The sequence below is a fragment of the Rhodococcus artemisiae genome, assembly GCF_036327795.1.
In the GTDB taxonomy this organism is placed as follows: domain Bacteria; phylum Actinomycetota; class Actinomycetes; order Mycobacteriales; family Mycobacteriaceae; genus Rhodococcus; species Rhodococcus artemisiae.
In genome coordinates this window covers 113,866-136,002 of record NZ_JAUTXY010000008.1, presented here as the reverse complement: position 1 = coordinate 136,002, position 22,137 = coordinate 113,866, and the positions used below count along the sequence as shown (strand labels likewise).

The window sequence follows — 22,137 nt, the reverse complement described above, 5'->3', positions numbered from 1 at the left end:
TCTCCTACTTAAGGCCGTGAGGCTGGTCGTATCCTTCGGGCGAGTACGCGGGAATCACCTGGGTGTCGTCGTCGCGGTTGTCGTGGCGGTACTCGTGCTCGGGGTAGGCCGACGCCGAGCCCTCCCCCTCGAGCGATTCGACGATCGCGGCCTGGGCTGCCGGCGGGAGCGTGTGCAGGATCTGACGGACGCGATCCTGGCGCCGCCCCACCGCCTGACGCAATGGCATACCCGGCGTCGCCTGCATCTGCGGAACGATGCCCTCCACATCCTCGACACCACCGGCGTGGTGTCCGGCATCAACGAGCGCCTGCTCGTGAGCCATCTGCGCCTCGTCCTTCTCCTCCGACATACCGATCGGACCGATCATCGTGCCGTTGAGGAACTGCTTGACCACCGGCTCATCCGAGGTGAGCAGCACCTCGCGCGGACCGAACATCACCAACTGCCGGCGGAACAACATTCCGATGTTGTCCGGCACCGTACGAGCAAGATTGATGTTGTGCGACACGATCAGAATCGTCGCGTCGATCTCGGCATTGATATCGATCAAAGTCTGCGAGATGTACGTCGTACGCACTGGATCGAGACCCGAGTCCGGCTCGTCCACAAGGATGATCTCCGGATCGAGAACCAGCGCACGCGCCAGTCCGGCACGCTTGCGCATACCACCGGAGATCTCACCGGGAAGCTTGTCCTCGGCACCGAGCAAACCGACCAACTCGAGCTTGCTCATCACGATCTTGCGGATATCCGACTCGGACTTCTTGGTGTGTTCGCGCAGCGGGAAGGCCACGTTGTCGTACAGGTTCATCGACCCGAACAGAGCACCGTCCTGGAACAGCACGCCGAACAGCTTCCGGATCTCGTACAGATCCTTGCTCGAGCACTGCAGGATGTCGGTGCCGTCGATGATGATCGAGCCCTGCTCGGGCCTCAGCAGACCGATCAGCGACTTGAGGAACACCGACTTACCCGTGCCGGACGGACCGAGCAGCGCACTGACCTCACCTGCCGGAAGCGTCAGCGACACGTCCTGCCAGATCCGTTGCGAGCCGAAGGACTTGGTCAATCCCTCGACAGAAACCTCTACGCCCACGATTACCTCCACACTGTTTCGACGCCATCCACCCCTGTGGGTTGGGCCACTCTATCGCATCGAAGTGTTACCTGTGACAGTGAATACTACTAACGAGTAAGTTGGCAAATCAATGCCTCTCGCATAGGGGGACTTATGCCATGACCTGCACAGATGCACAGTGAGTACGGTATTCGGAAAGCTCCCCGGATGTGCCGGAACACGCTGGCGATTCCGAATCGGAAACAGATTCGGCACGAACGACGAAAGCCGCCCCCACGGATTCGACATCCGTGGGGGCGGCTTCGCGCTTACGCCCCTACGCGGGAGTGACTCCCGCGCGAGTGGGAAGAGCTGTCCTACTTGACGGTGACCTTGGCGCCGGCCTCTTCGAGCTTGGCCTTGGCAGCGTCGGCAGCATCCTTGGCGACCTTCTCGAGGATCGGCTTCGGAGCACCCTCGACGAGGTCCTTGGCTTCCTTCAGGCCCAGGCCGGAGACGAGCTCGCGCACGACCTTGATGACCTGGATCTTCTTCTCGCCGGCACCTTCGAGGACGACGTCGAACTCGTCCTGCTCGGCCTCGGCCTCAGCAGCAGCGGCCGGAGCGCCCGCAGCAGCAACGGCAACCGGAGCAGCAGCGGTGACCTCGAAGGTCTCCTCGAACGCCTTCACGAACTCCGAGAGCTCGAGCAGGGTCAGTTCCTTGAAAGCGTCGAGCAGCTCTTCGGTGGTGAGCTTCGCCATGGTGGCGGTCCTTCCTCATAAGTCCCATGTCGCTGATCCGCGACCGGTTGGGAGTGTGCATGCCGGAGCACGCGTGGATGTATCTGTTTTCGCGGTGATGCAGATTCGCGGTGATGCGGATCAGCGTCAGGCGGCTTCTTCTGCCGCCTTCTTCTCCTGCAGGGCGGCCGCGAGGCGAGCCACCTGGGAAGCGGGAGCATTGAACAGGCCCGCGGCCTTTGCCAAGTTGCCCTTCATCGCGCCGGCGAGCTTGGCCAACAGAACCTCGCGGGACTCGAGGTCCGCGATCTTGTTGACCTGGTCCACGGACAGCACGTCGCCGTCCATGTACCCGCCCTTGATGACGAGTGCCTTGTTGTCCTTCGCGAAGGCCTTGAGAGCCTTCGCAGCGTCCACCGGCTCGCCCTTGACGAACGCGATGGCGGTCGGACCGACGAACAGATCGTCGAGACCCTCGACGCCCGCCTCAGCGGCGGCACGCTTGACCAGGGTGTTCTTGGCGACGGAGTAGGTCGCACCCTCTCCGAGCGCGCGACGCAGCTCGGTCAGATTTCCCACCGACAGGCCACGGTATTCCGTGACCACAGCGGCCGTCGAGGTCTTGAACTGCTCGGTGATCTCCTCAACTGCGGAGACCTTCTCGGGCTTTGCCATACTTCGCCTCCTCTCAGTTTCAGTCGTTTTCCCGACGTCCCGAACGGGACGTCCCACCTGCGACAGGCGTTGGGCCGAGAAACGACGAACGCCCCGGCGCAGGGCACACGGGGCATATAAGGAGAAGGCGGTGAATCCGGCTCGAGTTCGAAGACTCGATGCAATTCTCTCGCATCTCCCCTAACCTCGTCCTCCTGCGTGGGCCGCCGGACAAATCCGGACCTTCAACCGATTCCGCACGCGGAAAAGGTGACCAACGGTCTTGGGTAGAACATGATCGGGGTGAAGATCGACACAATGCCGAACTACGTGGTACAGACTAGCGGATGGAACCGCCGGAATGCAAAACGGTCGGCACGGAGGAATCCGTGCCGACCGTTCGATGCGTTCGATGCGTTCGTAGAACGATCGCAGCTTATTCGGCGACCTCGAGGAGGTTACGCGTACGCGCCGGATCCACCGGGATGCCCGGTCCGGTGGTCGTCGCGATCGTGACCTTCTTGATGTAGCGCCCCTTCGCGCTCGACGGCTTCGCACGAAGCACCTCGTCGAGGGCAGCAGCGTAGTTCTCGACCAGCTTGGTCTCGCCGAACGACGCCTTGCCGATCACGAAGTGCAGGTTCGAGTTCTTGTCCACGCGGAAGTTGATCTTGCCGCCCTTGATGTCCGTCACAGCCTTCGCAACGTCCGGGGTGACGGTTCCGGTCTTCGGGTTCGGCATGAGACCGCGCGGGCCCAGAACACGCGCGATGCGGCCGACCTTGGCCATCTGATCCGGGGTCGCGATAGCGGCGTCGAAGTCCGTCCATCCACCCTGGATCCGCTCGATCAGGTCCTCGGCACCGACGACATCCGCGCCGGCAGCCTCGGCCTCTGCGGCCTTCTCGCCGACAGCGAAGACGACCACGCGGGCGGTCTTACCCGTGCCATGCGGCAGGTTCACCGTGCCGCGGACCATCTGGTCCGCCTTGCGCGGGTCCACACCGAGGCGCATCGCGACCTCGACCGTGGCGTCGTAGTTCTTGGACGTCGTCTCCTCGACCAGCTTCGCTGCTTCGAGCGGGCTGTAGAGGTTGTCCGGGTCGATCTTCTCGGCGGCGGCGAGGTAAGCCTTGCTGCGCTTTGCCATGTTGTTTCCTAACTTCTCACCGATAGGTGAATGGTTCGGGAGTGGTGCGGGCCTGGCCGGCCCTCCCACGCTTGCTTGCTGCGTCGACGCGGCGGGCGACGCCGCCAGGGTCAGCCCTCGACGGTGATGCCCATCGAGCGTGCCGTGCCCGCGATGATCTTCGCGGCGGCCTCGATGTCGTTCGCGTTGAGGTCTTCCTGCTTGGTCTTCGCGATCTCACGCACCTGATCCATCGTCACCTTGGCGACCTTGGTCTTGTGCGGCTCGCCGGAGCCCTTCTGCACACCAGCAGCCTTGAGCAGCAGCTTGGCGGCCGGAGGAGTCTTCAGCTTGAAATCGAACGAGCGATCTTCGTAGACCGTGATCTCGACCGGCACTACATTGCCGCGCTGCGACTCGGTCGCCGCGTTGTAGGCCTTGCAGAACTCCATGATGTTGACGCCGTGCTGACCCAGCGCGGGGCCGACCGGCGGAGCCGGGTTGGCCTGGCCGGCCTGGATCTGGAGCTTGATGAGCCCGGCGATCTTCTTCTTCTTGGGGGGCATCTCTATTCCTAGTTTCTTGCTCGGTGTGGTTCTTGCGTATTCCTACTGCAAGCTTTCGTGTGTCGAAACGATCAGCGGATCAGAGCTTCGAGACCTGAGTGAAGGACAGCTCCACGGGGGTCTCACGACCGAAGATCGACACCAGGACCTTGAGCTTCTGCTGCTCGGCGTTGACCTCGCTGATCGATGCGGGAAGCGTGGCGAACGGACCATCCATGACGGTGACCGACTCGCCGACCTCGAAGTCGACCTCGATGGCCGGCTTGCTGGTGGCTGCGGGCGCCTGCTCGCCTGCCGCGGGTGTACCTGCGGCGGGCTTCTTCTTCGCCTGCTGCGGAAGGAGGAACTTCACGACCTCCTTGATCGTCAGCGGCGACGGTCGAGACGTGGCACCGACGAATCCCGTGACACCGGGCGTGTTGCGCACCGCGCCCCACGATTCGTCGTTCAGCTCCATGCGCACCAGGATGTAGCCGGGCAGCACCTTGCGGTTGACCTGCTTACGCTGACCGTTCTTGATCTCGGTGACCTCTTCGGTGGGCACCTCGACCTGGAAGATGTACTCGCTCAGGTCGAGGTTCTGCACGCGGGTCTCGAGGTTCGCCTTCACCTTGTTCTCGTAGCCGGCGTACGAATGAATCACGTACCAGTCGCCCGGTTCGAGACGCAGCTGCTTCTCGAGCGCTTCCGCAGGATCGACATCGTCGGCGGGCTCGGCTTCGGCAGGAACGCCCGCCTCCACCGACTCTTCGGTCGCGGGGTCGTCGACGACCTCCTGGTCGACAGCGATCTCGTCCGAGACGCGCTCGTCGACAACGACCTCGTCCGAAACGCGCTCGTCGGCCGAGGGCTCGTAGGAGTCGTTCTCGGGGGTGCTCACCGGGGCACTTTCCTCTCGTCGATCACAATTTGCCGGCGCGCGTACGCGCTAGCCGAACAACCAGTTGACGCCCTGCGCGAACGCCAGATCCAATCCGAAGATGAGCGCAGTCATGACGGTCACGAATGCAATGACGACGAGTGTGTAGGTCGTCAGCTGCTTGCGATTCGGCCAGATCACCTTGCGAAGTTCCGCGATGACCTCGCGGAAGAATCGACGCAGGCGCTTGAAGATGTTCTCGGACTTCTGCTGAGCGGGCCGGTCGGTCGATTCGACCGCGGACCGGCGTCCACGCGAGCCCTCCTCTACAGAGGGAGATGTCTGCGCTGCGCCGGATCGGCGAACTGCGCGCTTACCACTCGGACGCGAAACCGAAGAGGAAGCGTCGGGGGTTGCGCCGGTTTCCGTTCCAGCGTCACCGGGTGCAAACTCTCCGGTGTCGCCGTCGCGCCTACCGCGCTCCTCGCTCACATCGTTCCTCTCGGTCGCTGGGCAGTCCGGGTGCAGGGGCGACAGGACTTGAACCTGCAACCTGCGGTTTTGGAGACCGCTGCTCTGCCAATTGAGCTACGCCCCTTTGGCCGATCATCGGCGTCGAATCCTCGACACCTCGCCGATCGGCCGATCTGCGATCACATGACACGCGCGCCACTCCACCGGTACATCCAAGTACCGAAGAGCAGCGCGCTGCGCTATGCGATCCCAGAAGCCCTAGTGTACTTCATTGCCCCGGGACCACCCAATCCGCTCGACCCTCAGGCCAGGCGGACCGTTGCCGTGGCCCGTCCGAAGATCTTACGTCCTTCGGACTTCGCCACGATCGCGACCACTGCTGTCTTGCTGTCCGGGTCCACCGACTTGACCTTGCCGGTGAACTCGAGTGCGGCGGCCTTGTCGGCCTCCACGAACACCGGGCTCGTGAAGCGGACGTTGTATTCGTTCACAGCACCCGGATCGCCGAGCCAGTCGGTGACGAAGCCGGCGGCGATGCCCATGGAGAGCATGCCGTGTCCGACCACGTTGCGCAAACCGGCGAGTTCGGCAACCTTGTCGCTCCAGTGGATCGGGTTGGGATCACCCGACACACCGGCGTAGTTGACCAGGTTTCCACGCGTGAGCGTCACGACCCGTGAGGGAAGTTCCTCACCCACAGCCACATCATCGAAACTACGGAGCGTCATGCATCATCACATCCTTGACGGCCTCCGCGATGTTCGCGTCGACCTCACCGCCCGTGCGACCGACGAGCGTGGTCCACGTGGTCAGAACAAGATTGTCGTACTGATCCGTGATGACGTTCTTGGTGGTGATGATGTCGCTGCCGGCCACCTGGCGGAAGTCGTCGAGGAACACGTCGCAGAACAACCGATCGCCGACCTGGATCGGCCGGTGGAAAACCAGCCGCTGATCGGTCTGCATGATCTGGCTGAGGTCGTATCCGGTGACGATCTCCTCGAACAGCTTGCGCTGCGCGATCATCCCGACGATCGATACGAAGGTCAGCGGCGCAATCAGGCCGTCGTACCCGAGACCTTTGGCTGCTTCTTCGTTGTGATGCGCGGGGTGGGAGTCGAGCACAGCCCGGGCGTATTCACGGACCTTCTCTCGGCCGACCTCGTAGAAATCGTCGACACGGTAGTGGTGTCCGACCATGGACGCGGCGTGAGCCGCGGCATCGAACGGGATCCCGGCCCGTTCGGTCACGTCCACGGGTTGCTCATTCATGAGAATGTCTGTCATACGCAAAACCTCCGCAATTCCGCTCAACGCCTAACGGCGTGGGCGGCACTGCGGAGAGCTCACGCGTCGACGTCGATCCCGAACAGACTACTTCGACTCGCGATGTGCCTGGTGGGTGCCGCAGTTCGGGCAGAACTTCTTCAGCTCGAGGCGGTCGGGGTCGTTGCGACGGTTCTTCTTGGTGATGTAGTTGCGGTGCTTGCACACCTCGCAGGCCAGGGTGATCTTCGGCCGAACGTCGGTGGAGGAGGCCACGGGATGCCTTCTTTCGCGTGAATCTGATCGCTTCCGATCAGGGTGGTTCGTTCTACTTCGGTAGCGGTGACCGGACTTGAACCGGCGACGCAACGATTATGAGTCGTTTGCTCTACCAACTGAGCTACACCGCCTCGGTGTCGAGTGTCGCAAGTATAGGGCGTCACTCCAATCCAGCGAGCCCCCTGACGGAATCGAACCGTCGACCTTTTCCTTACCATGGAAACGCTCTGCCGACTGAGCTAAGGGGGCGCGGCCACCGTGAGCATCTCTGCTCCCTGCGGCCTCCAAAAGATTACACACAGTCGCCGTGAGTACAAAATCGGCAGGTAGTTGCGTGAAAACGCACCTTTGCAGGGCACCAGCGGTACGATACCGCGCTCAGCGACCGACCCCGAGCGTACCGGCAAGGCCGGCACCTCTCGGCGGGGCGACCCGAACGAAATAATCCCCGGAAAGCAGAACAGCCCCGGTCCGAAGACCGGGGCTGTTCTGTGTGGCAGGTGTAGGATTCGAACCTACGTAGGCGTAAGCCGACGGATTTACAGTCCGCTCCCATTGGCCGCTCGGGCAACCTGCCGGGTGCGATCGGGATTGCGTCCTCGATGCGTTTGAAAATATACAACGCAGACCCCCCTGAATTGCAAACCGGGTGGTTACAGGGTTGCGCGAAGGGCTACCGTCGGCTGGACACGACCCCAACCGACCGATCCGAAGTGGAGATACTCAACGTGGCTGATTCGTCTTTCGATGTGGTGAGCAAGGTCGATCGCCAGGAGGTGGACAACGCCCTGAACCAGGCAGCGAAGGAGATCTCGAATCGCTTCGACTTCCGGAACACCGGCGCATCCATCGTGTGGGCAGGCGAGGAATCCATCACGATCACCGCCGACACGGAAGACCGCGTGATTGCAGCGCTCGACGTGTTCAAGGAGAAGCTGATCCGCCGCGACCTGTCGCTCAAGGCGTTCGACGCGGGCGAGCCCGCCCAGTCCGGAAAGTCCTACAAGCTCACCGGTTCGCTGGTGGAGGGCATCTCGCAGGAGAACGCGAAGAAGATCTCCAAGCTCATCCGTGACGAGGGCCCCAAGGGCGTCAAGGCCCAGATCCAAGGCGACGAACTGCGGGTGAGCAGCAAGAAGCGCGACGACCTCCAGGCGGTGATCTCGCTGCTCAAGAACGCAGATCTCGACATCGCACTGCAGTTCGTCAACTACCGCTAGATCGATCCGGATCCGCTTCCGGTCTCGACACTGACAGGGGTGCCTTCCGTGAACTCACGGAAGGCACCCCTGTCAGTGTCGACAGGCTCAGTGTCGACAGGCTCAGTGTCGACAGGCTCAGTGTCGACAGGCTCAGGGCCGACAGGCTCAGTGCAGGCCTGCCATGCGTTCGAGCCGCTCGATCCGATCGGCCATCGGCGGGTGGGTCGAGAACAGCCGGCCGACCTTGTCGCCGGCCCTGAACGGGTTCGCGATCATCATGTGCGACTGAGCGGCCAGCTTGGGTTCCGGTGGCAGCGGTGCGGCCTGCGTTCCCTGTTCGAGCTTTCGTAGCGCCGATGCCAGCGCGAGCGGGTCGCCGGTGAGTTCGGCCCCGGATTGATCGGCCTGATACTCCCGTGAGCGCGATACGGCCAGTTTGACGACCGACGCCGCGATAGGGCCGAGCAGTGAGACCAGCAGCAGCGCGAGGGGGTTGGCACCGCCCCCACGGTTTCCGCCGAAGGCACTCGCGAAGAAAGCGAAATTCGCCAGGCCGGAGATCACGGCGGCCATCGCACCCGCGACCGACGAGATCAGGATGTCGCGGTTGTACACGTGCGACAGTTCGTGCCCGAGTACCGCGCGGAGTTCGCGTTCATCGAGGATCTGCAGGATGCCGGAGGTGCAGCAGACAGCGGCGTGACGGGGGTTCCGTCCGGTCGCGAACGCGTTGGGCGCGTTGGTAGGGCTGATGTACAGGCGCGGCATGGGCTGGTGTGCGGTCGTCGCGAGTTCGCGCACGATCCGATAGATCTGCGGCGCCTCCACCTCGGTGATCGGCTGAGCGTGCATTGCCCGCAGTGCGAGCTTGTCGCTGTTGAAATACGCGTAGGCGTTCATACCGACGGCCATGACAACCGAGATCACCAGGATCGTGGTGTTCTGGAACAACGCGCCGATGAACACGATCAGCGCGGACATCCCGATCAGCAACGCTGCCGTCTTCAGGCGGTTGGCATTTCCGTGCACGTCACGCCCTCTTCCCCAACATCGCTCGACCGGGGACAACGCTTCGGATACCCGACCCGGCGATATCTGTCCCGTCTACTTGTCCGTTCAACGGACGAGCAGATCCGGAGGTTCCCGGTGCCTACCCCACGCGAGCGACGGTGAAATCGACCAGGCGTCGAAGTGCCTCGTTGGCAGGGCCCTGCGGCAGTGCCTCGAGCTCGGCGTGCGCTTGATCGACGTAGGTCTGCAGGGTCTTCTTGGCGGCGTCCATGCCCGACGACCGTTTGAGCAGTTCGAGAGCTTCCGCGACCAGCTCCTCGTCTTCGAGAGGACCGACGAGGAGTTCACGGAGACGGTCGGCGTCGGGCCCCTCGCCCTTCAGGGCGTACAACACCGGCAGGGTGTGGACACCCTCGCGCAGGTCTGTTCCGGGAGTCTTACCCGAGTCCGTCGTGTCCGACGCGATGTCGATGATGTCGTCGACGATCTGGAATGCGACTCCGACCGCGTCACCGAGCCGCTCGAGCCGCTCGATCTGATCGTCGTCGGCACCCGAGAAAGTACCTCCGAACCGGCCGGAAGCGGCGATCAGCGACCCGGTCTTCTCCCACACCACACGCAGGTAGTGCTCGATCGGGTCCTTCTTCTCGCTCGCGCCGATGGTTTCACGCATCTGGCCCGTGACCAGCTCGGCGAACGTCTTCGCGATGACCTCCACTGCGGACGGCCCGAGTGTGGACGTGAGCCGCGAGGCGTGGGCAAACAGGTAGTCCCCGGCAAGGATCGCCACGCTGTTGCCCCATCGCACGTTCGCGCTGGGTGCTCCGCGGCGCACGGTCGCCTCGTCCATGACGTCGTCGTGGTAGAGAGTGGCGAGGTGGACGAGCTCCACCACTGTTGCAGCCGTCACGATCGACGGATCGTTCGGCTTGGGCCCCAACTGTCCGGTGAGCACGGCAAACAGCGGTCGGAACCGTTTACCTCCGGCCTTCGCGAGATGCAGTGCCGCTTCGGTGAGGAAGTCCTCACCGTCGGACAGTTCCTCGACCATCAACGTCTCGACCGCGGCCAACCCGTCCCGCACGTTCTCGGCCAGGACCGGGTCGTCGAGTTCCACACCTGCGACCATGGTGTTCGACACCATGCCGGCGGCCGGCGCCGTCCCCTCAGTGCTCACAGAAGTACCCATCCTGTCTGTCGGCTCGGCTCCACGGTAGTGAACCTAGCCGCTCGTTTCGTCGCCCACCTCGCCGAGGCGCACATCCACGCCTGAGAAGATGGACGTGTGGTGGCCGACAATTCCGCGGGAGAACCGCACCGATCCCTGTCCTACATGCCCGACAGTACCGACGTGCTCGTCATCGGCGCTGGTCCGGCCGGGTCGTCGGCCGCAACATGGGCGGCACGATCCGGACGCGAGGTGCTGCTCGTCGATGCGGCCACGTTCCCGCGCGACAAGACATGTGGCGACGGTCTGACCCCGAGGGCGGTCGCCGAACTCGATCGACTCGGACTGGGCGAGTGGGTGCGCACACGCACCGTCAACCGTGGATTGCGCTTGGAAGGATTCGGGGGCAGCTTCGAACTTCCGTGGCCATCCGGGTCGTTCCCGTCGTCGGGCAGTGCGGTCCCCCGCACCGAACTCGACGATCGGATCCGGCGTACCGCCGTGGAGTCCGGCGCACAGATGGTCGAGGGCGCGAAAGCGGTCGACGTGGAGCACGACGGCGATCGAGTGACCGCTGTGGTCTTCCGCACGGACGCCGGCCCACGCACTGTCACCTGCCGGCGTCTCGTCGTCGCCGACGGTGTCCGCTCTCCCCTCGGCAAGGTGCTCGGCCGGAACTGGCATCGCGACACCGTCTACGGCGTCGCGGCCCGCGCTTACGCGACCTCACCCCGCAGCCACGATCCGTGGATCACGTCACACCTCGAACTTCGGGACGATGCCGGCGTCCTCCAGGCCGGATACGGGTGGGTGTTCCCGCTGGGAACCGGCGAGGTCAACCTCGGCGTAGGAACCCTGGCGACCGCCGCGCGCCCCGCGAACGGGTCGCTGCGTCCGTTGATCGACCTGTACGCGACGAAGCGCCGCCCCGAATGGGAACTCGGCGACGTGACCCGCGTCGCGTCCGCGTTGCTCCCGATGGGCGGTGCGGTCTCCGGTGTCGCGGGCCGCAACTGGGCACTGATCGGGGATGCTGCAGCCTGCGTGAATCCCCTCAACGGTGAAGGAATCGACTACGGGCTCGAGGGCGGCAGGCTGATAGCCGGGGCCCTGGACTGCGACGACCTCACCGAGATGTGGCCGGCAATGCTGCGCGAGCACTACGGTCGGTCGTTCTCCACGGCCCGGCGACTCGCCGGCCTGCTCACACGACCGAGGTTCCTTCCCTCGACCGGCCCGGTGGGGATGCGCTCACGCGCCTTGATGACGGTCGCAATACGGGTGATGGGAAATCTCGTCACCGACGAGGACGACGACCTGGTCGCCCGCGCGTGGCGGACCAGTGGACGCATGTCGATGCGATGGGATCGACAGCCGCTCTTCGCGTGAGAGGCCGGCCGCTACCGGACCGCGTGATGCAGCACGGTGATACCACCCGTCAGGTTGCGCCACCGCACGTTGCTCCACCCGGCAGCCTCGATGCGCTTCGCGAGACCTTCCTGCGCGGGCCACTCGCGGATCGATTCGGCAAGGTAGACGTACGCGTCGGGGTTGCTGCTCACCAACCGGGCCACGCCCGGAAGCGCTCGCATGACCACTTGCATGTAGACCGACCGCAACGGCTCACGAACGGGTGTGGAGAACTCACAGATCACGAGTCGACCACCCGGCTTCGTCACGCGCGCGATCTCGCGCAGGGCCGCATCGGTGTCGGCGACGTTGCGCAGACCGAAGGAGATGGTGGCGGCATCGAACACGGCGTCGGCGAACGGCAGCCGCATCGCATCGCCCGCAACCATGGGCACCTTCCGGAACTCACCGGCGTGGAGCATCCCCTTGGAGAAGTCTGTCGCAACGACCCACGCTCCGGACCGCCCGAGTTCGACCGTCGAGACACCTGTTCCGGCGGCGAGATCGAGCACCCGCTCCCCCGGTTCGAGATCGAGAGCCGCGCGGGTGGCGCGACGCCACTCGCGGTCCAGCCCGAAAGTCAGCACCGTGTTGGTCAGGTCGTAACGCGCGGCGACCCCGTCGAACATGGACGCGACCTCGCGCGGCTCCTTGTCGAGAAATGCGCGCGATCCGTGAGTTTTTGCCACGGGTCGAAACGTTACCTTCCCGCGCAGAGCGCTTTCCCCCCGAGACCACTCACCCGCTACGCGGTGCGACGAAGCCTGGAGTGGCCGGCTCCTTGCACGTCCTCGTAGTGTTCGAGGAGCTGATCGCAGATCACCGGCCAGGTACGACCGAGCACACTGCGACGAGCCGCACGGCCGAATTCCGACCGCAGTTGCGCGTTGACGAGTGCACTGAGCGCACCGGGCAGTAACTCGGCGAACCGGTCGGTGGGAAGCCGATACCCGTTGCGGCAGTGCGCGACCAGATCCCGCGGACCGCCCGCGTCGGGCACAACGGCCGGCAGACCGCTCGCCTGCGCTTCCTGCACCGCCTGACAGAACGTCTCGTGCTCGCCCGGATGGACGAAGACATCGAGGCTCGCATAGGCCCGGGCCAGATCGTCGCCCCCCAACTGCCCGGTGAACACCGCCTCCGGCATCAGCGCTTCGAGCCGAGCACGCTCGGGACCGTCGCCCACCACGACGAGCCGGAATGCACCGCCCTGCGCGGCGTCGGCGAGTCGCTCGACGTGCTTCTCCGGCGCAAGACGACCGACGAACCCGAGGATCGGTCGCCCGTCCGGCGACCACTGCGCGCGAAGCACGTCGTCCCTCTTCGACGGCGCGAACCGATCGATGTCGACACCGCGACCCCACCGATGAACGCGAGGGATGCCGTGAGCGACGAGCGCGTCGACTGCCGCCGATGACGGGGCGAGGGTGCGGTCGCATCCGTTGTGGAGTCGCCGCGTCCATCGCCACGACACGCGCGCCGCGACCCCGAGTCCGTAGCTTTCCGCGAAACCCGCGACGTCGGTCTGATAGATCGCGACCGTCGGCACGAGCAACCTCTTCGCCGCCGCGACGCCACCGGCCCCGAGCACGAACGGCGACGCGAGGTGAATCACATCGGGACCGAACGCGCGCAACGTGGTGACCATGTCGAATCGAGGCACCCCGACCGGCAGCGAACTGATCTTCGGCACACGCACCGCGGGGACCCGGTACACGGGAACACCGAGATGCTCGGTCGGGGCGGGAGCAAGACCCGCAACGGTGTCCGGTGCCACGATGATCGCGTCGTGACCCCCGCGATCGAGATGCTCGAGCACCCGCAACACCGAGTTGGTCACGCCGTTGACGTTCGGGAGGAAGGATTCCGCGACGATGGCTACTCGCACCACGCCACCATGAACGACCCACCGGTCGACGAGGTGCGCAGGAGTTGACGAGCCGACGAATCCCACACGAACGTTTCGCACTCGGATAGATCTCACGCTCGGGAGGTTCCGCACTCACGCGAGGGGCGCCGACTCCGGCTCTGCTCGGGAGAAGCTCCGCAGGTAGAAAAGAAGCCCACCGGCGATCACCCACGTGGCGACGATCACCGATCCTGCCGGCACGATCGCGATGCGAGCATCCCGACCGGTGACCCGCACCAGATCAGGATCGCTGCGCGCGTACTCGACAGCGATGCGCTGCCCCGTAGTGAGATCCGTGGGATAGAGCACACCGAGTTCGGGGTTGTGCGTCACACCATCCGGAGTGACGAAACTCACTGCCGATCGGAGCGATCCCGCCGACAACACTTCGGCTGTGGCGGTACCCATGTCGGATCGGATCGTGTGATCGTTGCGCCACGCACCGAGCACCAGTATCACCGACAGAGCAGAGACCCCGATGGCGACGGCAAGAATCACGCGCCGGGCACGCGCAACAGCCACCGCCGAACTCCGGCCAGAGCCGTTCCCACCCGCTGCGCGTCCGCCCGCGCCGTTCCCACCCGCTGCGCGCCCGCCCGCGGCGCCGGACTCTGTCGTCACAGCTGCGACCGCACCGCCGCGTGAAGTTCGCGCAGCCCTGCGCGATCGGTCGTGACCTCGACGACCCGAATACCTCCGACGGGCGGCGTGACATCGGCGAGCGCGAGCGCGAGCCCGTGGAGATCCACACGGCTGTGTGGCACGCGATACGCCGCGCACAACGCCCCCAGATCCATCCCGTGCGGAGTGCCGAACACGCGCTCGAAGACGCCTGCGTACTGGGGATCGCCCTGCTCGAGCAGTTCGAAGATCCCACCGCCGTCGTCGTTGGCGACGACGATCGTCAGGTCGCGCGGGCGAGGTTCCGGCGTACCGACGAGCAGGCCGGAAGCATCGTGCAGGAAAGTCAGGTCGCCCATCAACGCGATGGTGCGCCCTTCCTCGTAGGCGAGGGCTGCGCCGACCGCTGTCGACACCGTCCCGTCGATACCCGCGACACCGCGGTTGGACAGGACCTTCACACCCGGCTTCGGATAGCTCACGAGAGCTGCATCGCGCACCGGGTTGGAAGCACCGAACAACATCTGGTCGCCCTCGCGCAGCGCGTCGGTCACAACTGCCGCAACGTGGAGACCGGTCGCGTCCGGGTGCACGTCGAGTTGGGTCCGCACCGCCTTGTCGGTGTCTGCGGACAATTGGCGGCACCGTTCGAGCCACGCCTCGTCGGATGAGCCGGAGACCACCGCACGGGTCCCCGTCGCCAGCACGTTTCCGGAGACATCGGGCCAGCGTGGACCGGTCGTCAGCGCGTACACCGCGACGTCGGGGTCGGCGAGCAGACGCGACACCGGCCGGTGCAGGGTGGGCCGACCCGTGATGATGGCCTGCTTCGGTGCCAGCTGAGTGAGGGCCAGGGGGTGGAGCGGGAGGCCGTGCAACGGTGCTGTGGGTTCGGCGACAGTAGGCAGGCCCGCGAGTTCGGGCCGGAGCGCCGAGCCGTGCCCGGATACCACGACGGTGTCGGGCGTGATATCGATCTCCACAGGCACGTCGAGCGTCGCGTGCACCGTCGTGGTCCAGGCCTGGTCGTCGGGCCTCCCTTCGGGCACAGCGCCTTGCGGACCTGCATCGGGCACCAGCGGTTCACGCAGCGGAATGTCGAAGTGCACGGGTCCGGCGTTTCCGGACCGGGTTCCGCGAGCGGCGGCCAGGACACGACTCACTGCCGAACGCCACTGGCTGTTCTGTTCGATCCCCTCCGCCAGGCCGAGGCTTATGGTCGCCCGGACCTGGCTGCCGAACAGTCCGAGCTGCTCGATGGTCTGATTCGCGCCTGATCCGAGCATCTCGTACGGCCGGTTGGCGGAGAGCACCACGAGCGGGATCCGCGCGTAGTTCGCTTCGAGGACCGCGGGTCCCAGATTCGCCACGGCAGTGCCGGAAGTCATGACGACAGGCACCGGACGTCCGGACGCGAGCGACAGACCGAGTGCGAGGAATCCTGCCGTCCGCTCGTCGATACGCATGTGTATCCGCAGGCGGCCGGCGTTGTCGGCAGCCTGAAGCGCGAAGGCCAGCGGCGCGTTGCGCGAACCGGGGCACAACACGACGTCCCGGACACCGCCCCGAGCAAGTTCGTCGACGACAGCGGTGGCCTGGGCGGTGGACGGGTTCACGACGACCAGGGTAATGCGGACCGCGCAGCGACCCGGTCGCAACCCGCGCCAGGACACCGGAGGGACATCCCCACATGCGCAGCCGAGAATGGTGGGATGCGCACCGTCTTCGATCCCTCCGACTTCAGCGCCGGACGGTTCTATCGCCTGCTCACCGCCACAATCGTGCCTCGCCCCATCGCGTGGGTGTCGACGATGTCGGCCGACGGCATCGCGAATGTCGCTCCGTACAGCTTCTTCACTGTGACGAGCACCTCCCCGCCGGTCGTCCAGTTCACGTCGGTGGGGCGGAAGGACAGTCTGCGCAACATCGAGGAGACCGGCGAATTCGTCGTCAACGTCGCGTCAGTGCCCTTGATGGACCAGGTGAACGCGTCGTCGGCCCCGTTCGCACACAACATCGACGAGTTCGCGGCGGTGGGCCTCGACGCGGAGGCGAGCGAGCGGGTGCGTCCGCCGCGGGTCGCGCAGTCGCCGGCGTCGATCGAGTGCACGCTGCATCGGGTGATCGAGGTGGGCGATTCGTTCGTCGTCATGGGTGACGTGGTCACGGTGACCGTCCGTCCCGAGGTTCTCGCCGACGACGATGCACCCGATTTCGCGCTGCTCGCACCCGCGAGCCGGCTCGGGCGGATCGAGTGGGGCCTCACTCCGGCCGTCCGGAACATCCCCCGCCCGACAACCTGACGACAGACCCGCCTCCCCCGGAACACGACGGTGCCGCCGCGGTCGAATCCCACGGCGGCACTGTCGACGAAAGGCCCAGGCCTATGCGGCGTGCTTCTGGATGAGGTCACCCAGACGCGGCAGAGCTTCGACGACGTGCTTCTGCGCCGAACCGCGGAGCGATTCGTAGACCTTCTTGACGGCGGCCTTGTCGGTTCCCGCGATCTTGTCGTCGGTCACGCCCAGCAGCGCGTTGGCGACCTCGTCGCCGCGTGCGGTGAGGTACTCGGCGAACGAGCCATTGCCGGCGAAGTCCGCCCAGAACGGCTGGAGCCGCTCGACGAAGTCGGGCAGGAGTCCTTCGACGGCACCAGGCACGATCGACGGACCGACCTTCTTCACTGCGGCGTATCCGCCCTTGAGTGCGAGGCCCGACGCACCCTTCTTGTCCGACACCTCAGCGTCGATGAGCGCGAGGACGTCGCTCTGAACCGCCGGGAGTTTTTCGGCGCCGAGCAGGGCATCACCGAGAGCTGCAACCACTTCCATGCCTCCGTTTTGTGAAGAATGTGACTGTTGGGACGCCCGAACGATATACGACGACGCACACCGCGCCTATTTCGCAGTCACCCGAGCAGCGAGTGGCATCGGCGCACGCGATCGAGCCACCATCGTTCCCGCTCCGCGTCGACACGCACAGCATCGATTCCGGACCGGCTCGGCGCAACCCTACCGACGGTCAATGTGCCGTTCGACATACTGCGGGGGGTTGCCACATCCGCTGTGAAAAAGCCGCCGGTACCGAGGCCGCATGCGAACGGAAGATCCGGCAGCGCAGCAGCCGCCGCGAGTCCGGCCCCCATACCTACCGCCGAGTCGAGGGCGCTCGACACTACGACCGGCACGTCGTGATCTGCGAGCTCTCCGGCCAGTGTCAGGAGTCGGCGGACGCCCCCGAGCGGAGCAACCTTGACGATCGCGACGTCCGCACCGCCTGCCCGAACCACACGCATCGGATCGCCTGCCCGCCTGATGCTCTCGTCGGCCGCGATCCGGATGCCGCCCGGAATGTCGTCCTGCAGTCTGCGACGGACCTCGACGAGTTCGGGCACGGTCGCGCAGGGTTGTTCGGCGTATTCGAGGGGAGCCTCGGCTGCCAGCGCCGTCAGAGCCGTGACCGCGTCATCGACGCTCCACCCGCCGTTCGCGTCGACCCGCACGTGAGGCACCAGCGCATGCACGGCGCGGACCCGCGCGACGTCCTGAGCGAGATCCTGACCGCGTTCGGCGACCTTCACCTTCGCTGTATGCGCGCCGGGAAACCTCGCCAGTATGCCGGCCACCTGATCGGGATCGACCGCAGGCACCGTGGCGTTGACGGGAACGTCCGAACGCAGAGGCTCGGGGTCGTCGAGCCATGCCGATTCGAGCGCAGAGCGTAGCCATTCGGCAGCCTCCGCGTCGTCGTATTCGGGGAACGGTCCGAATTCGCCCCACCCGGCCGGGCCCTCGACGAGCACGACCTCGCGCTCGGTGATACCCCGGAACCGCACCCTCATCGGGAGCGAGACGACCACCGCGGTGGCCAGCACCTCCTCGAGTGGCGGGATCGCCTCGAGCCCGTACGAGGTCACGGCTGTCCCGGAAGCAATTCGATCATCAACGCCTCGGAGTCGGCGAGCACCGTACCGTCCAGATCACGCAGCTCTGCGCTGCAGAACGCCTTTCGCCCGTCGACGCTGTCCACGCGGCCCTCGACGACGAGTTCGTCCCACAGCGGTGTGATCTTGCGGTAGTTGACGTGCAGATATCCGGTGCGGGCGATGGGTCGTCCGGACGCGTGGATGACCATCCCGAACAGGTCGTCGAACAGCAACGGAATGGTGCCGCCGTGCACAGCGCCGTTACCCCCGAGGTGGTAGCGGCGGAAGTGGCCTCGTTCGCGCACCCCGTCGGCGTCGAATTTCTCGATCGTCCACGGCGGGAGCAGCAGGCTGCCACGTCCGGGGATGTCGACGTTGAATCCTGCCGGCGACTTGCCTTCCCCGACCTTGTAAGGCTCGAGGAGGTCCCCGAGAGCCTCTGCCTGCGCAATGGCCTGATCGACGACATCATCGGGTGCATGCGTGGAGACCGCCAGATCCTGCAGCCTGCGGAACACGTCGACGAAGCGGCCGAAATTCGGCCCCGCCTTCACCGGCTCGTACACCGGGAACCCGCCGTGATGCTCGTACGCGTCGTCGCCGCCTCGGCTGTTCTGCTCGCTCATGATCCTGCACGTTATCCGGCCGACGCGCGCACAGTGGTCCGACCCGGCCTTAAGGTGGCGACGTGACCTTCAATCCTGAACTGTGGCGCCCCGTTGCGGGGTTCGAGAACCTCACCGATATCACCTACCACCGTCATGTCACGCAAGGCACCGTACGTGTCGCGTTCGATCGGCCCGAGGTACGCAATGCGTTCCGCCCGCACACCGTCGACGAACTGTATGCCGTACTCGACCATGCGCGGACGACGTCCGACGTGGGCGTGGTGCTGCTGACCGGTAACGGGCCGAGCAGCAAGGACGGCGGCTGGGCGTTCTGCTCGGGCGGCGACCAGCGCATCCGCGGGCGCAGCGGCTACCAGTACGCGAGCGGCGAGACCGCCGACACCGTCGACAAGGCGCGCGCCGGGCGTCTGCACATTCTCGAGGTGCAGCGCCTGATCCGGTTCATGCCGAAGGTGGTGATCGCACTCGTCAACGGTTGGGCGGCGGGTGGCGGGCACAGTCTGCACGTGACCTGCGACCTCACACTCGCGTCGCGCGAACACGCCCGGTTCAAGCAGACCGACGCCGACGTCGGCAGCTTCGACGGCGGCTACGGCAGCGCGTATCTCGCGAAGATGGTCGGACAGAAGTTCGCCCGCGAGATCTTCTTCCTCGGCGACACGTACACCGCCGAGGACATGCACCACATGGGCGCGGTCAACCGGGTCGTCGACCACGTCGAGCTCGAGAATGTCGCGCTCGAGTGGGCCGAGAAGATCAACGGCAAGTCGCCGCAGGCGCAGCGGATGCTCAAGTACGCATTCAATCTGCAGGACGACGGCCTCGTCGGCCAGCAGCTGTTCGCCGGTGAAGCCACACGCCTGGCGTACATGACCGATGAAGCAGTCGAGGGCCGCGACGCCTTCCTCGAGAAGCGCGACCCCGACTGGTCGCCCTACCCGCACTACTACTGAGATGCCGACCGGGTCGAGGTTCCCTCGGCCCGGTCGTCACTTTCGGCGCGGCGACGGACCGGTCAAGCGCAGTCGCGGCAGTACGGATTCTCGTTCGGCGACGACGCCTTCCTGCTGTGATGCTGCACGAGAAAGCATCGGTAACAGGTGAACTCGTCTTCCTGGATGGGCACGACGTTCACGCTGAGTTCTTCGCCCGACAAATCCGCACCGGGCAGATCCGGCGATTCGACGACCTCGGCTTCGTCGGCGTCGGCATGTGTCGTCGGCTTCAGCGCGAGTTCGTCGATCGCAGTGCTGGTGCCGACGAGCTCGTTGGTGCGGCGGACGTCGTAGTCGGTGCTCATCGTGGTCTCCTGGTCCGTGCGGGGCATCGATGTCCCGCCCCAAGGCCGGGGCGTCGGTGCGTTGTCGCACCTCGGCGGTAGATATGTCCAGGAGTATGCGGCTTCAAACATCCCGATATCAGACGTCGACCACATTTCGACGTGATAGTCATCACAATTATCGCCGTGATAGCGTTCCCGGATCCTCCGATGTGATGACCCACCGGTCGTCCCTTTGCCCGACGCAATGACAGCGGGCGGTGCAGCAGGGTCGAGGGTATGACCACCGTCGGCTCCACCAGGCCCCGCACCCGGATCGCCGCGCTCGATGTCGCCCGGGGGATCGCGATCCTGGGCACGCTCGGAACCAACATCTGGATCTTCACCGACCCTGCCGGGATCGTCGGCTACCTCGAGACCGCAGGATCGGATCCGTGGCCGCAGCGCATCCTGATGCAACTCGCACAGGGCAAGTTCCTCGGCCTTCTCACCTTGATGTTCGGGATAGGTCTCGCGATCCAAGCGGCGTCGGCCCGCCGTGGGGGACGCGCGTGGCCGGGGAACTACCGGACCCGCGCGTTCCTGCTGTTCATCGATGGGCTCGTGCACTACTTCCTGGTCGCCGAGTTCGACGTCCTGATGGGCTATGCAGTGGTATCGATGCTCCTGTGCGGCGTGGTCGTGTCCTCGCGCCGCACACGTATGTGGATTGCCGGTACCGCCGCCATCGTGCACATGCTGCTCGTGACCGCCCTCGTGGTCACGCTCGCCGCGACCCCTGCCTCGGGGGATTCCTCGAGCGAGCCGACGGACGTATTCGCGACGGGCAGCTGGTGGGACCTGGTGGTGTTCCGCGCCGAAAACTTCCTCGCCTTCCGCTCCGAAGTGATCTTCCTGGTGCCATTGACGATCGCGATGTTCCTCGTCGGCGCCGCACTGTTCGGCGCAGGCATCTTCGACGAGCGAGGTGTTCGACTGCGCCGTCGGCTGTTGCTGATCGGCGCTGTCGCGGCACCCGTCGATATCGGAGTGGGCTTGTTCGGTGGCACCGCGGGTCTGTTCGCGGCGCGCTACGCGATCGCGCCGTTCGTGGCGGTGGGACTGCTGGCGCTGATCGCGCAGTGGTACTCGACTCGCGACCATGTCGGCACCGTCGGCGGGTGGCTCGAGGGCATCGGCCGCGCTGCGCTGAGCTGCTACATCCTGCAGAACATCATTGCGTCCGTGATCTGCTACGGCTGGGGATTCGGCCTCGCCGCGCGGATCGACCCGGCATACCGAACACAATTCACGGTCATCGTGTACATCACGGTGTGCACGATCCTCGTCATCGCAACTCGACTGTGGCTACGTCGCTTCCGGCAGGGTCCGGTCGAGTGGCTGTGGAAGGCATCGTTCGAACTGCTCACCCGCAACGATTCCGACCGGCCCGAGACGGACCGGCAGCGCGTCGGGTCGGGCACACTCGACGCATGACAGATCGCGAGAGTCCCGATTCCTCGCACACCCGGCCGGACGGAGTCTCCGATTCGACGGTCGCGGCCGTCGGAAAACTGTCGGAGGCACTCGAAACCGTGGAGCGGGCACGCGGTCACCTATACAGCTTCCATCAGCTGATGGGCCACGCCGATCTTCAGGTCGAGCAGGCCGCACACATGCTCCGGGCCGCGGGGCACCCCGATCTCGCGGCCCGGATCGAGCGCGAACTCATCGGCCGCAACGTCGCCGAGGGACGATGGACCTTCCAGCTCGTCGAGGAGTTCGACGACGGCTACTGGACGGAGCTGCGCACCCTCGACGCGCAGGTGCGCGACATGCTGGTCGCCGGTCGCCGCCACCTGTTCGAGGCCGAGTCGAAGGAGGCACGCCGTACCCGAGGTCGGCGTGGGCACGAGGCTCGCCCCGCGCAGGACGGATAAGACGCGGCGAAGATGCAGTCGGCGAAGATACAGA

26 protein-coding genes and 4 tRNA genes are annotated in these 22,137 nt (G+C 65.3%); 6 read left to right on the top strand and 24 right to left on the bottom strand.

The window, feature by feature from the left end:
* Positions 1-4: 4 nt before the first annotated feature.
* The 14 genes from Q7514_RS18145 to Q7514_RS18080 all read right to left on the bottom strand — a co-directional run bounded on the left by Q7514_RS18145 (position 5) and on the right by Q7514_RS18080 (position 7,607).
* The gene (locus Q7514_RS18145; RefSeq protein WP_330134758.1) at positions 5-1,102 is read right to left on the bottom strand and encodes an ABC transporter ATP-binding protein; all 1,098 of its coding nucleotides are present in this window, start codon (positions 1,100-1,102) and stop codon (positions 5-7) included.
* A gap of 335 nt (positions 1,103-1,437) precedes the next feature.
* Complete coding sequence (rplL, locus tag Q7514_RS18140; protein ID WP_054713319.1) at positions 1,438-1,824, bottom strand: 50S ribosomal protein L7/L12; 387 nt, start codon at positions 1,822-1,824, stop codon at positions 1,438-1,440.
* A 126-nt stretch (positions 1,825-1,950) separates the two neighbouring features.
* Positions 1,951-2,478, bottom strand: a complete 528-nt coding sequence (gene rplJ, locus Q7514_RS18135; RefSeq protein ID WP_330134662.1) for a 50S ribosomal protein L10 — start codon at positions 2,476-2,478, stop codon at positions 1,951-1,953.
* A gap of 415 nt (positions 2,479-2,893) precedes the next feature.
* Positions 2,894-3,607, bottom strand: coding sequence for a 50S ribosomal protein L1 (rplA, locus tag Q7514_RS18130; protein ID WP_330134661.1), 714 nt, complete (start codon positions 3,605-3,607; stop codon positions 2,894-2,896).
* Between the two features lie 110 nt (positions 3,608-3,717).
* A complete protein-coding gene (gene rplK, locus Q7514_RS18125; protein WP_006552290.1) occupies positions 3,718-4,152 on the bottom strand; it encodes a 50S ribosomal protein L11 in 435 nt (144 codons plus the stop codon).
* Between the two features lie 79 nt (positions 4,153-4,231).
* A complete protein-coding gene (gene nusG, locus Q7514_RS18120) occupies positions 4,232-5,032 on the bottom strand; it encodes a transcription termination/antitermination protein NusG (protein WP_330134660.1) in 801 nt (266 codons plus the stop codon).
* 48 nt (positions 5,033-5,080) lie between these two features.
* Positions 5,081-5,503, bottom strand: a complete 423-nt coding sequence (gene secE, locus Q7514_RS18115) for a preprotein translocase subunit SecE (RefSeq protein WP_330134659.1) — start codon at positions 5,501-5,503, stop codon at positions 5,081-5,083.
* 33 nt (positions 5,504-5,536) lie between these two features.
* Positions 5,537-5,609: transfer RNA gene (locus tag Q7514_RS18110), tRNA-Trp, on the bottom strand.
* Positions 5,610-5,787: 178 nt separating this feature from the next.
* Positions 5,788-6,213 (bottom strand): (3R)-hydroxyacyl-ACP dehydratase subunit HadB, encoded by a 426-nt coding sequence (gene hadB / locus Q7514_RS18105; protein ID WP_330134658.1) that lies wholly within the window; start codon positions 6,211-6,213, stop codon positions 5,788-5,790.
* Positions 6,200-6,772: a (3R)-hydroxyacyl-ACP dehydratase subunit HadA gene (gene hadA / locus Q7514_RS18100; RefSeq protein WP_330134657.1), complete on the bottom strand. Its 573-nt coding sequence runs from the start codon at positions 6,770-6,772 to the stop codon at positions 6,200-6,202. The genes hadB and hadA overlap by 14 nt, the downstream gene beginning before the upstream one ends.
* 87 nt (positions 6,773-6,859) lie before the next feature.
* Positions 6,860-7,027, bottom strand: a complete 168-nt coding sequence (gene rpmG, locus Q7514_RS18095; RefSeq protein WP_031937658.1) for a 50S ribosomal protein L33 — start codon at positions 7,025-7,027, stop codon at positions 6,860-6,862.
* A 61-nt stretch (positions 7,028-7,088) separates the two neighbouring features.
* Positions 7,089-7,161 (bottom strand) — tRNA-Met (locus Q7514_RS18090).
* A gap of 45 nt (positions 7,162-7,206) precedes the next feature.
* Positions 7,207-7,279, bottom strand: a tRNA-Thr gene (locus Q7514_RS18085).
* A 245-nt stretch (positions 7,280-7,524) separates the two neighbouring features.
* A tRNA-Tyr gene (locus Q7514_RS18080) sits at positions 7,525-7,607 on the bottom strand.
* A 151-nt stretch (positions 7,608-7,758) separates the two neighbouring features.
* Between Q7514_RS18080 and Q7514_RS18075 the strand changes: the two genes are divergently transcribed.
* Entirely contained in the window at positions 7,759-8,250 is a 492-nt protein-coding gene (locus Q7514_RS18075; RefSeq protein WP_330134656.1) for a YajQ family cyclic di-GMP-binding protein, read from the top strand.
* 147 nt (positions 8,251-8,397) lie between these two features.
* Here the strand turns inward: Q7514_RS18075 and htpX are convergent, their stop codons facing one another.
* Positions 8,398-9,261 carry a zinc metalloprotease HtpX gene (htpX, locus tag Q7514_RS18070; RefSeq protein WP_330134655.1) on the bottom strand — a complete coding sequence of 288 codons (864 nt, stop codon included), beginning with the start codon at positions 9,259-9,261 and terminating at the stop codon, positions 8,398-8,400.
* A 121-nt stretch (positions 9,262-9,382) separates the two neighbouring features.
* Complete coding sequence (locus tag Q7514_RS18065) at positions 9,383-10,432, bottom strand: polyprenyl synthetase family protein (protein WP_330134654.1); 1,050 nt, start codon at positions 10,430-10,432, stop codon at positions 9,383-9,385.
* Between the two features lie 144 nt (positions 10,433-10,576).
* On the opposite strand from Q7514_RS18065, the gene Q7514_RS18060 reads away from it, so the two are divergent.
* Positions 10,577-11,800, top strand: a complete 1,224-nt coding sequence (locus Q7514_RS18060; protein WP_330134757.1) for a geranylgeranyl reductase family protein — start codon at positions 10,577-10,579, stop codon at positions 11,798-11,800.
* A gap of 11 nt (positions 11,801-11,811) precedes the next feature.
* Here Q7514_RS18060 and Q7514_RS18055 read toward each other — a convergent pair whose 3' ends face one another.
* The 4 genes from Q7514_RS18055 to menD form a co-directional block, all read right to left on the bottom strand.
* Positions 11,812-12,510 (bottom strand): demethylmenaquinone methyltransferase, encoded by a 699-nt coding sequence (locus tag Q7514_RS18055; RefSeq protein ID WP_330134653.1) that lies wholly within the window; start codon positions 12,508-12,510, stop codon positions 11,812-11,814.
* Positions 12,511-12,566: 56 nt separating this feature from the next.
* Positions 12,567-13,709: a glycosyltransferase family 4 protein gene (locus Q7514_RS18050; RefSeq protein ID WP_330134652.1), complete on the bottom strand. Its 1,143-nt coding sequence runs from the start codon at positions 13,707-13,709 to the stop codon at positions 12,567-12,569.
* Positions 13,710-13,823: 114 nt separating this feature from the next.
* On the bottom strand, positions 13,824-14,252 hold the full coding sequence (locus Q7514_RS18045) for a DUF3592 domain-containing protein (RefSeq protein ID WP_330134756.1): 429 nt from the start codon (positions 14,250-14,252) through the stop codon (positions 13,824-13,826).
* Positions 14,253-14,347: 95 nt separating this feature from the next.
* On the bottom strand, positions 14,348-15,967 hold the full coding sequence (gene menD / locus Q7514_RS18040) for a 2-succinyl-5-enolpyruvyl-6-hydroxy-3-cyclohexene-1-carboxylic-acid synthase (RefSeq protein ID WP_330134651.1): 1,620 nt from the start codon (positions 15,965-15,967) through the stop codon (positions 14,348-14,350).
* Between the two features lie 96 nt (positions 15,968-16,063).
* Here menD and Q7514_RS18035 point away from each other — a divergent pair, with 96 nt between their 5' ends.
* Complete coding sequence (locus tag Q7514_RS18035) at positions 16,064-16,654, top strand: flavin reductase family protein (protein ID WP_330134650.1); 591 nt, start codon at positions 16,064-16,066, stop codon at positions 16,652-16,654.
* 81 nt (positions 16,655-16,735) lie between these two features.
* Here the strand turns inward: Q7514_RS18035 and Q7514_RS18030 are convergent, their stop codons facing one another.
* From Q7514_RS18030 to Q7514_RS18020, 3 genes are all read right to left on the bottom strand, one after another.
* Entirely contained in the window at positions 16,736-17,176 is a 441-nt protein-coding gene (locus Q7514_RS18030) for a DUF6918 family protein (protein WP_330134755.1), read from the bottom strand.
* A gap of 83 nt (positions 17,177-17,259) precedes the next feature.
* Positions 17,260-18,192 carry an o-succinylbenzoate synthase gene (locus tag Q7514_RS18025; RefSeq protein WP_408016130.1) on the bottom strand — a complete coding sequence of 311 codons (933 nt, stop codon included), beginning with the start codon at positions 18,190-18,192 and terminating at the stop codon, positions 17,260-17,262.
* 71 nt (positions 18,193-18,263) lie between these two features.
* On the bottom strand, positions 18,264-18,902 hold the full coding sequence (locus Q7514_RS18020; protein WP_330134648.1) for a PaaI family thioesterase: 639 nt from the start codon (positions 18,900-18,902) through the stop codon (positions 18,264-18,266).
* Between the two features lie 62 nt (positions 18,903-18,964).
* Between Q7514_RS18020 and Q7514_RS18015 the strand changes: the two genes are divergently transcribed.
* Complete coding sequence (locus Q7514_RS18015; RefSeq protein ID WP_330134647.1) at positions 18,965-19,858, top strand: 1,4-dihydroxy-2-naphthoyl-CoA synthase; 894 nt, start codon at positions 18,965-18,967, stop codon at positions 19,856-19,858.
* Positions 19,859-19,920: 62 nt separating this feature from the next.
* Here Q7514_RS18015 and Q7514_RS18010 read toward each other — a convergent pair whose 3' ends face one another.
* Positions 19,921-20,205, bottom strand: coding sequence for a DUF4193 domain-containing protein (locus Q7514_RS18010; protein ID WP_330134646.1), 285 nt, complete (start codon positions 20,203-20,205; stop codon positions 19,921-19,923).
* 258 nt (positions 20,206-20,463) lie between these two features.
* On the opposite strand from Q7514_RS18010, the gene Q7514_RS18005 reads away from it, so the two are divergent.
* Together Q7514_RS18005 and Q7514_RS18000 are read left to right on the top strand one after the other, a co-directional pair.
* Positions 20,464-21,660, top strand: coding sequence for a DUF418 domain-containing protein (locus Q7514_RS18005; RefSeq protein ID WP_330134645.1), 1,197 nt, complete (start codon positions 20,464-20,466; stop codon positions 21,658-21,660).
* Positions 21,657-22,103 (top strand): hypothetical protein, encoded by a 447-nt coding sequence (locus Q7514_RS18000; protein WP_330134644.1) that lies wholly within the window; start codon positions 21,657-21,659, stop codon positions 22,101-22,103. The genes Q7514_RS18005 and Q7514_RS18000 overlap by 4 nt, the downstream gene beginning before the upstream one ends.
* Positions 22,104-22,137 lie beyond the last annotated feature (34 nt).

What these genes read in the sequence shown, in the direction of transcription:
- rplL (WP_054713319.1), bottom strand. Translation starts at nt 1,824, where the DNA reads ATGGCGAAGCTCACCACCGAAGAGCTGCTCGACGCTTTCAAGGAACTG.
- hadA (WP_330134657.1), bottom strand. Translation starts at nt 6,772, where the DNA reads ATGACAGACATTCTCATGAATGAGCAACCCGTGGACGTGACCGAACGG.
- rplK (WP_006552290.1), bottom strand. Translation starts at nt 4,152, where the DNA reads ATGCCCCCCAAGAAGAAGAAGATCGCCGGGCTCATCAAGCTCCAGATC.
- Q7514_RS18060 (WP_330134757.1), top strand. Translation starts at nt 10,577, where the DNA reads ATGCCCGACAGTACCGACGTGCTCGTCATCGGCGCTGGTCCGGCCGGG.
- rplJ (WP_330134662.1), bottom strand. Translation starts at nt 2,478, where the DNA reads ATGGCAAAGCCCGAGAAGGTCTCCGCAGTTGAGGAGATCACCGAGCAG.
- Q7514_RS18035 (WP_330134650.1), top strand. Translation starts at nt 16,064, where the DNA reads ATGCGCACCGTCTTCGATCCCTCCGACTTCAGCGCCGGACGGTTCTAT.
- Q7514_RS18065 (WP_330134654.1), bottom strand. Translation starts at nt 10,432, where the DNA reads ATGGGTACTTCTGTGAGCACTGAGGGGACGGCGCCGGCCGCCGGCATG.
- hadB (WP_330134658.1), bottom strand. Translation starts at nt 6,213, where the DNA reads ATGACGCTCCGTAGTTTCGATGATGTGGCTGTGGGTGAGGAACTTCCC.
- Q7514_RS18020 (WP_330134648.1), bottom strand. Translation starts at nt 18,902, where the DNA reads ATGAGCGAGCAGAACAGCCGAGGCGGCGACGACGCGTACGAGCATCAC.
- Q7514_RS18010 (WP_330134646.1), bottom strand. Translation starts at nt 20,205, where the DNA reads ATGAGCACCGACTACGACGTCCGCCGCACCAACGAGCTCGTCGGCACC.
- Q7514_RS18025 (WP_408016130.1), bottom strand. Translation starts at nt 18,192, where the DNA reads ATGAGGGTGCGGTTCCGGGGTATCACCGAGCGCGAGGTCGTGCTCGTC.
- rplA (WP_330134661.1), bottom strand. Translation starts at nt 3,607, where the DNA reads ATGGCAAAGCGCAGCAAGGCTTACCTCGCCGCCGCCGAGAAGATCGAC.
- Q7514_RS18005 (WP_330134645.1), top strand. Translation starts at nt 20,464, where the DNA reads ATGACCACCGTCGGCTCCACCAGGCCCCGCACCCGGATCGCCGCGCTC.
- Q7514_RS18000 (WP_330134644.1), top strand. Translation starts at nt 21,657, where the DNA reads ATGACAGATCGCGAGAGTCCCGATTCCTCGCACACCCGGCCGGACGGA.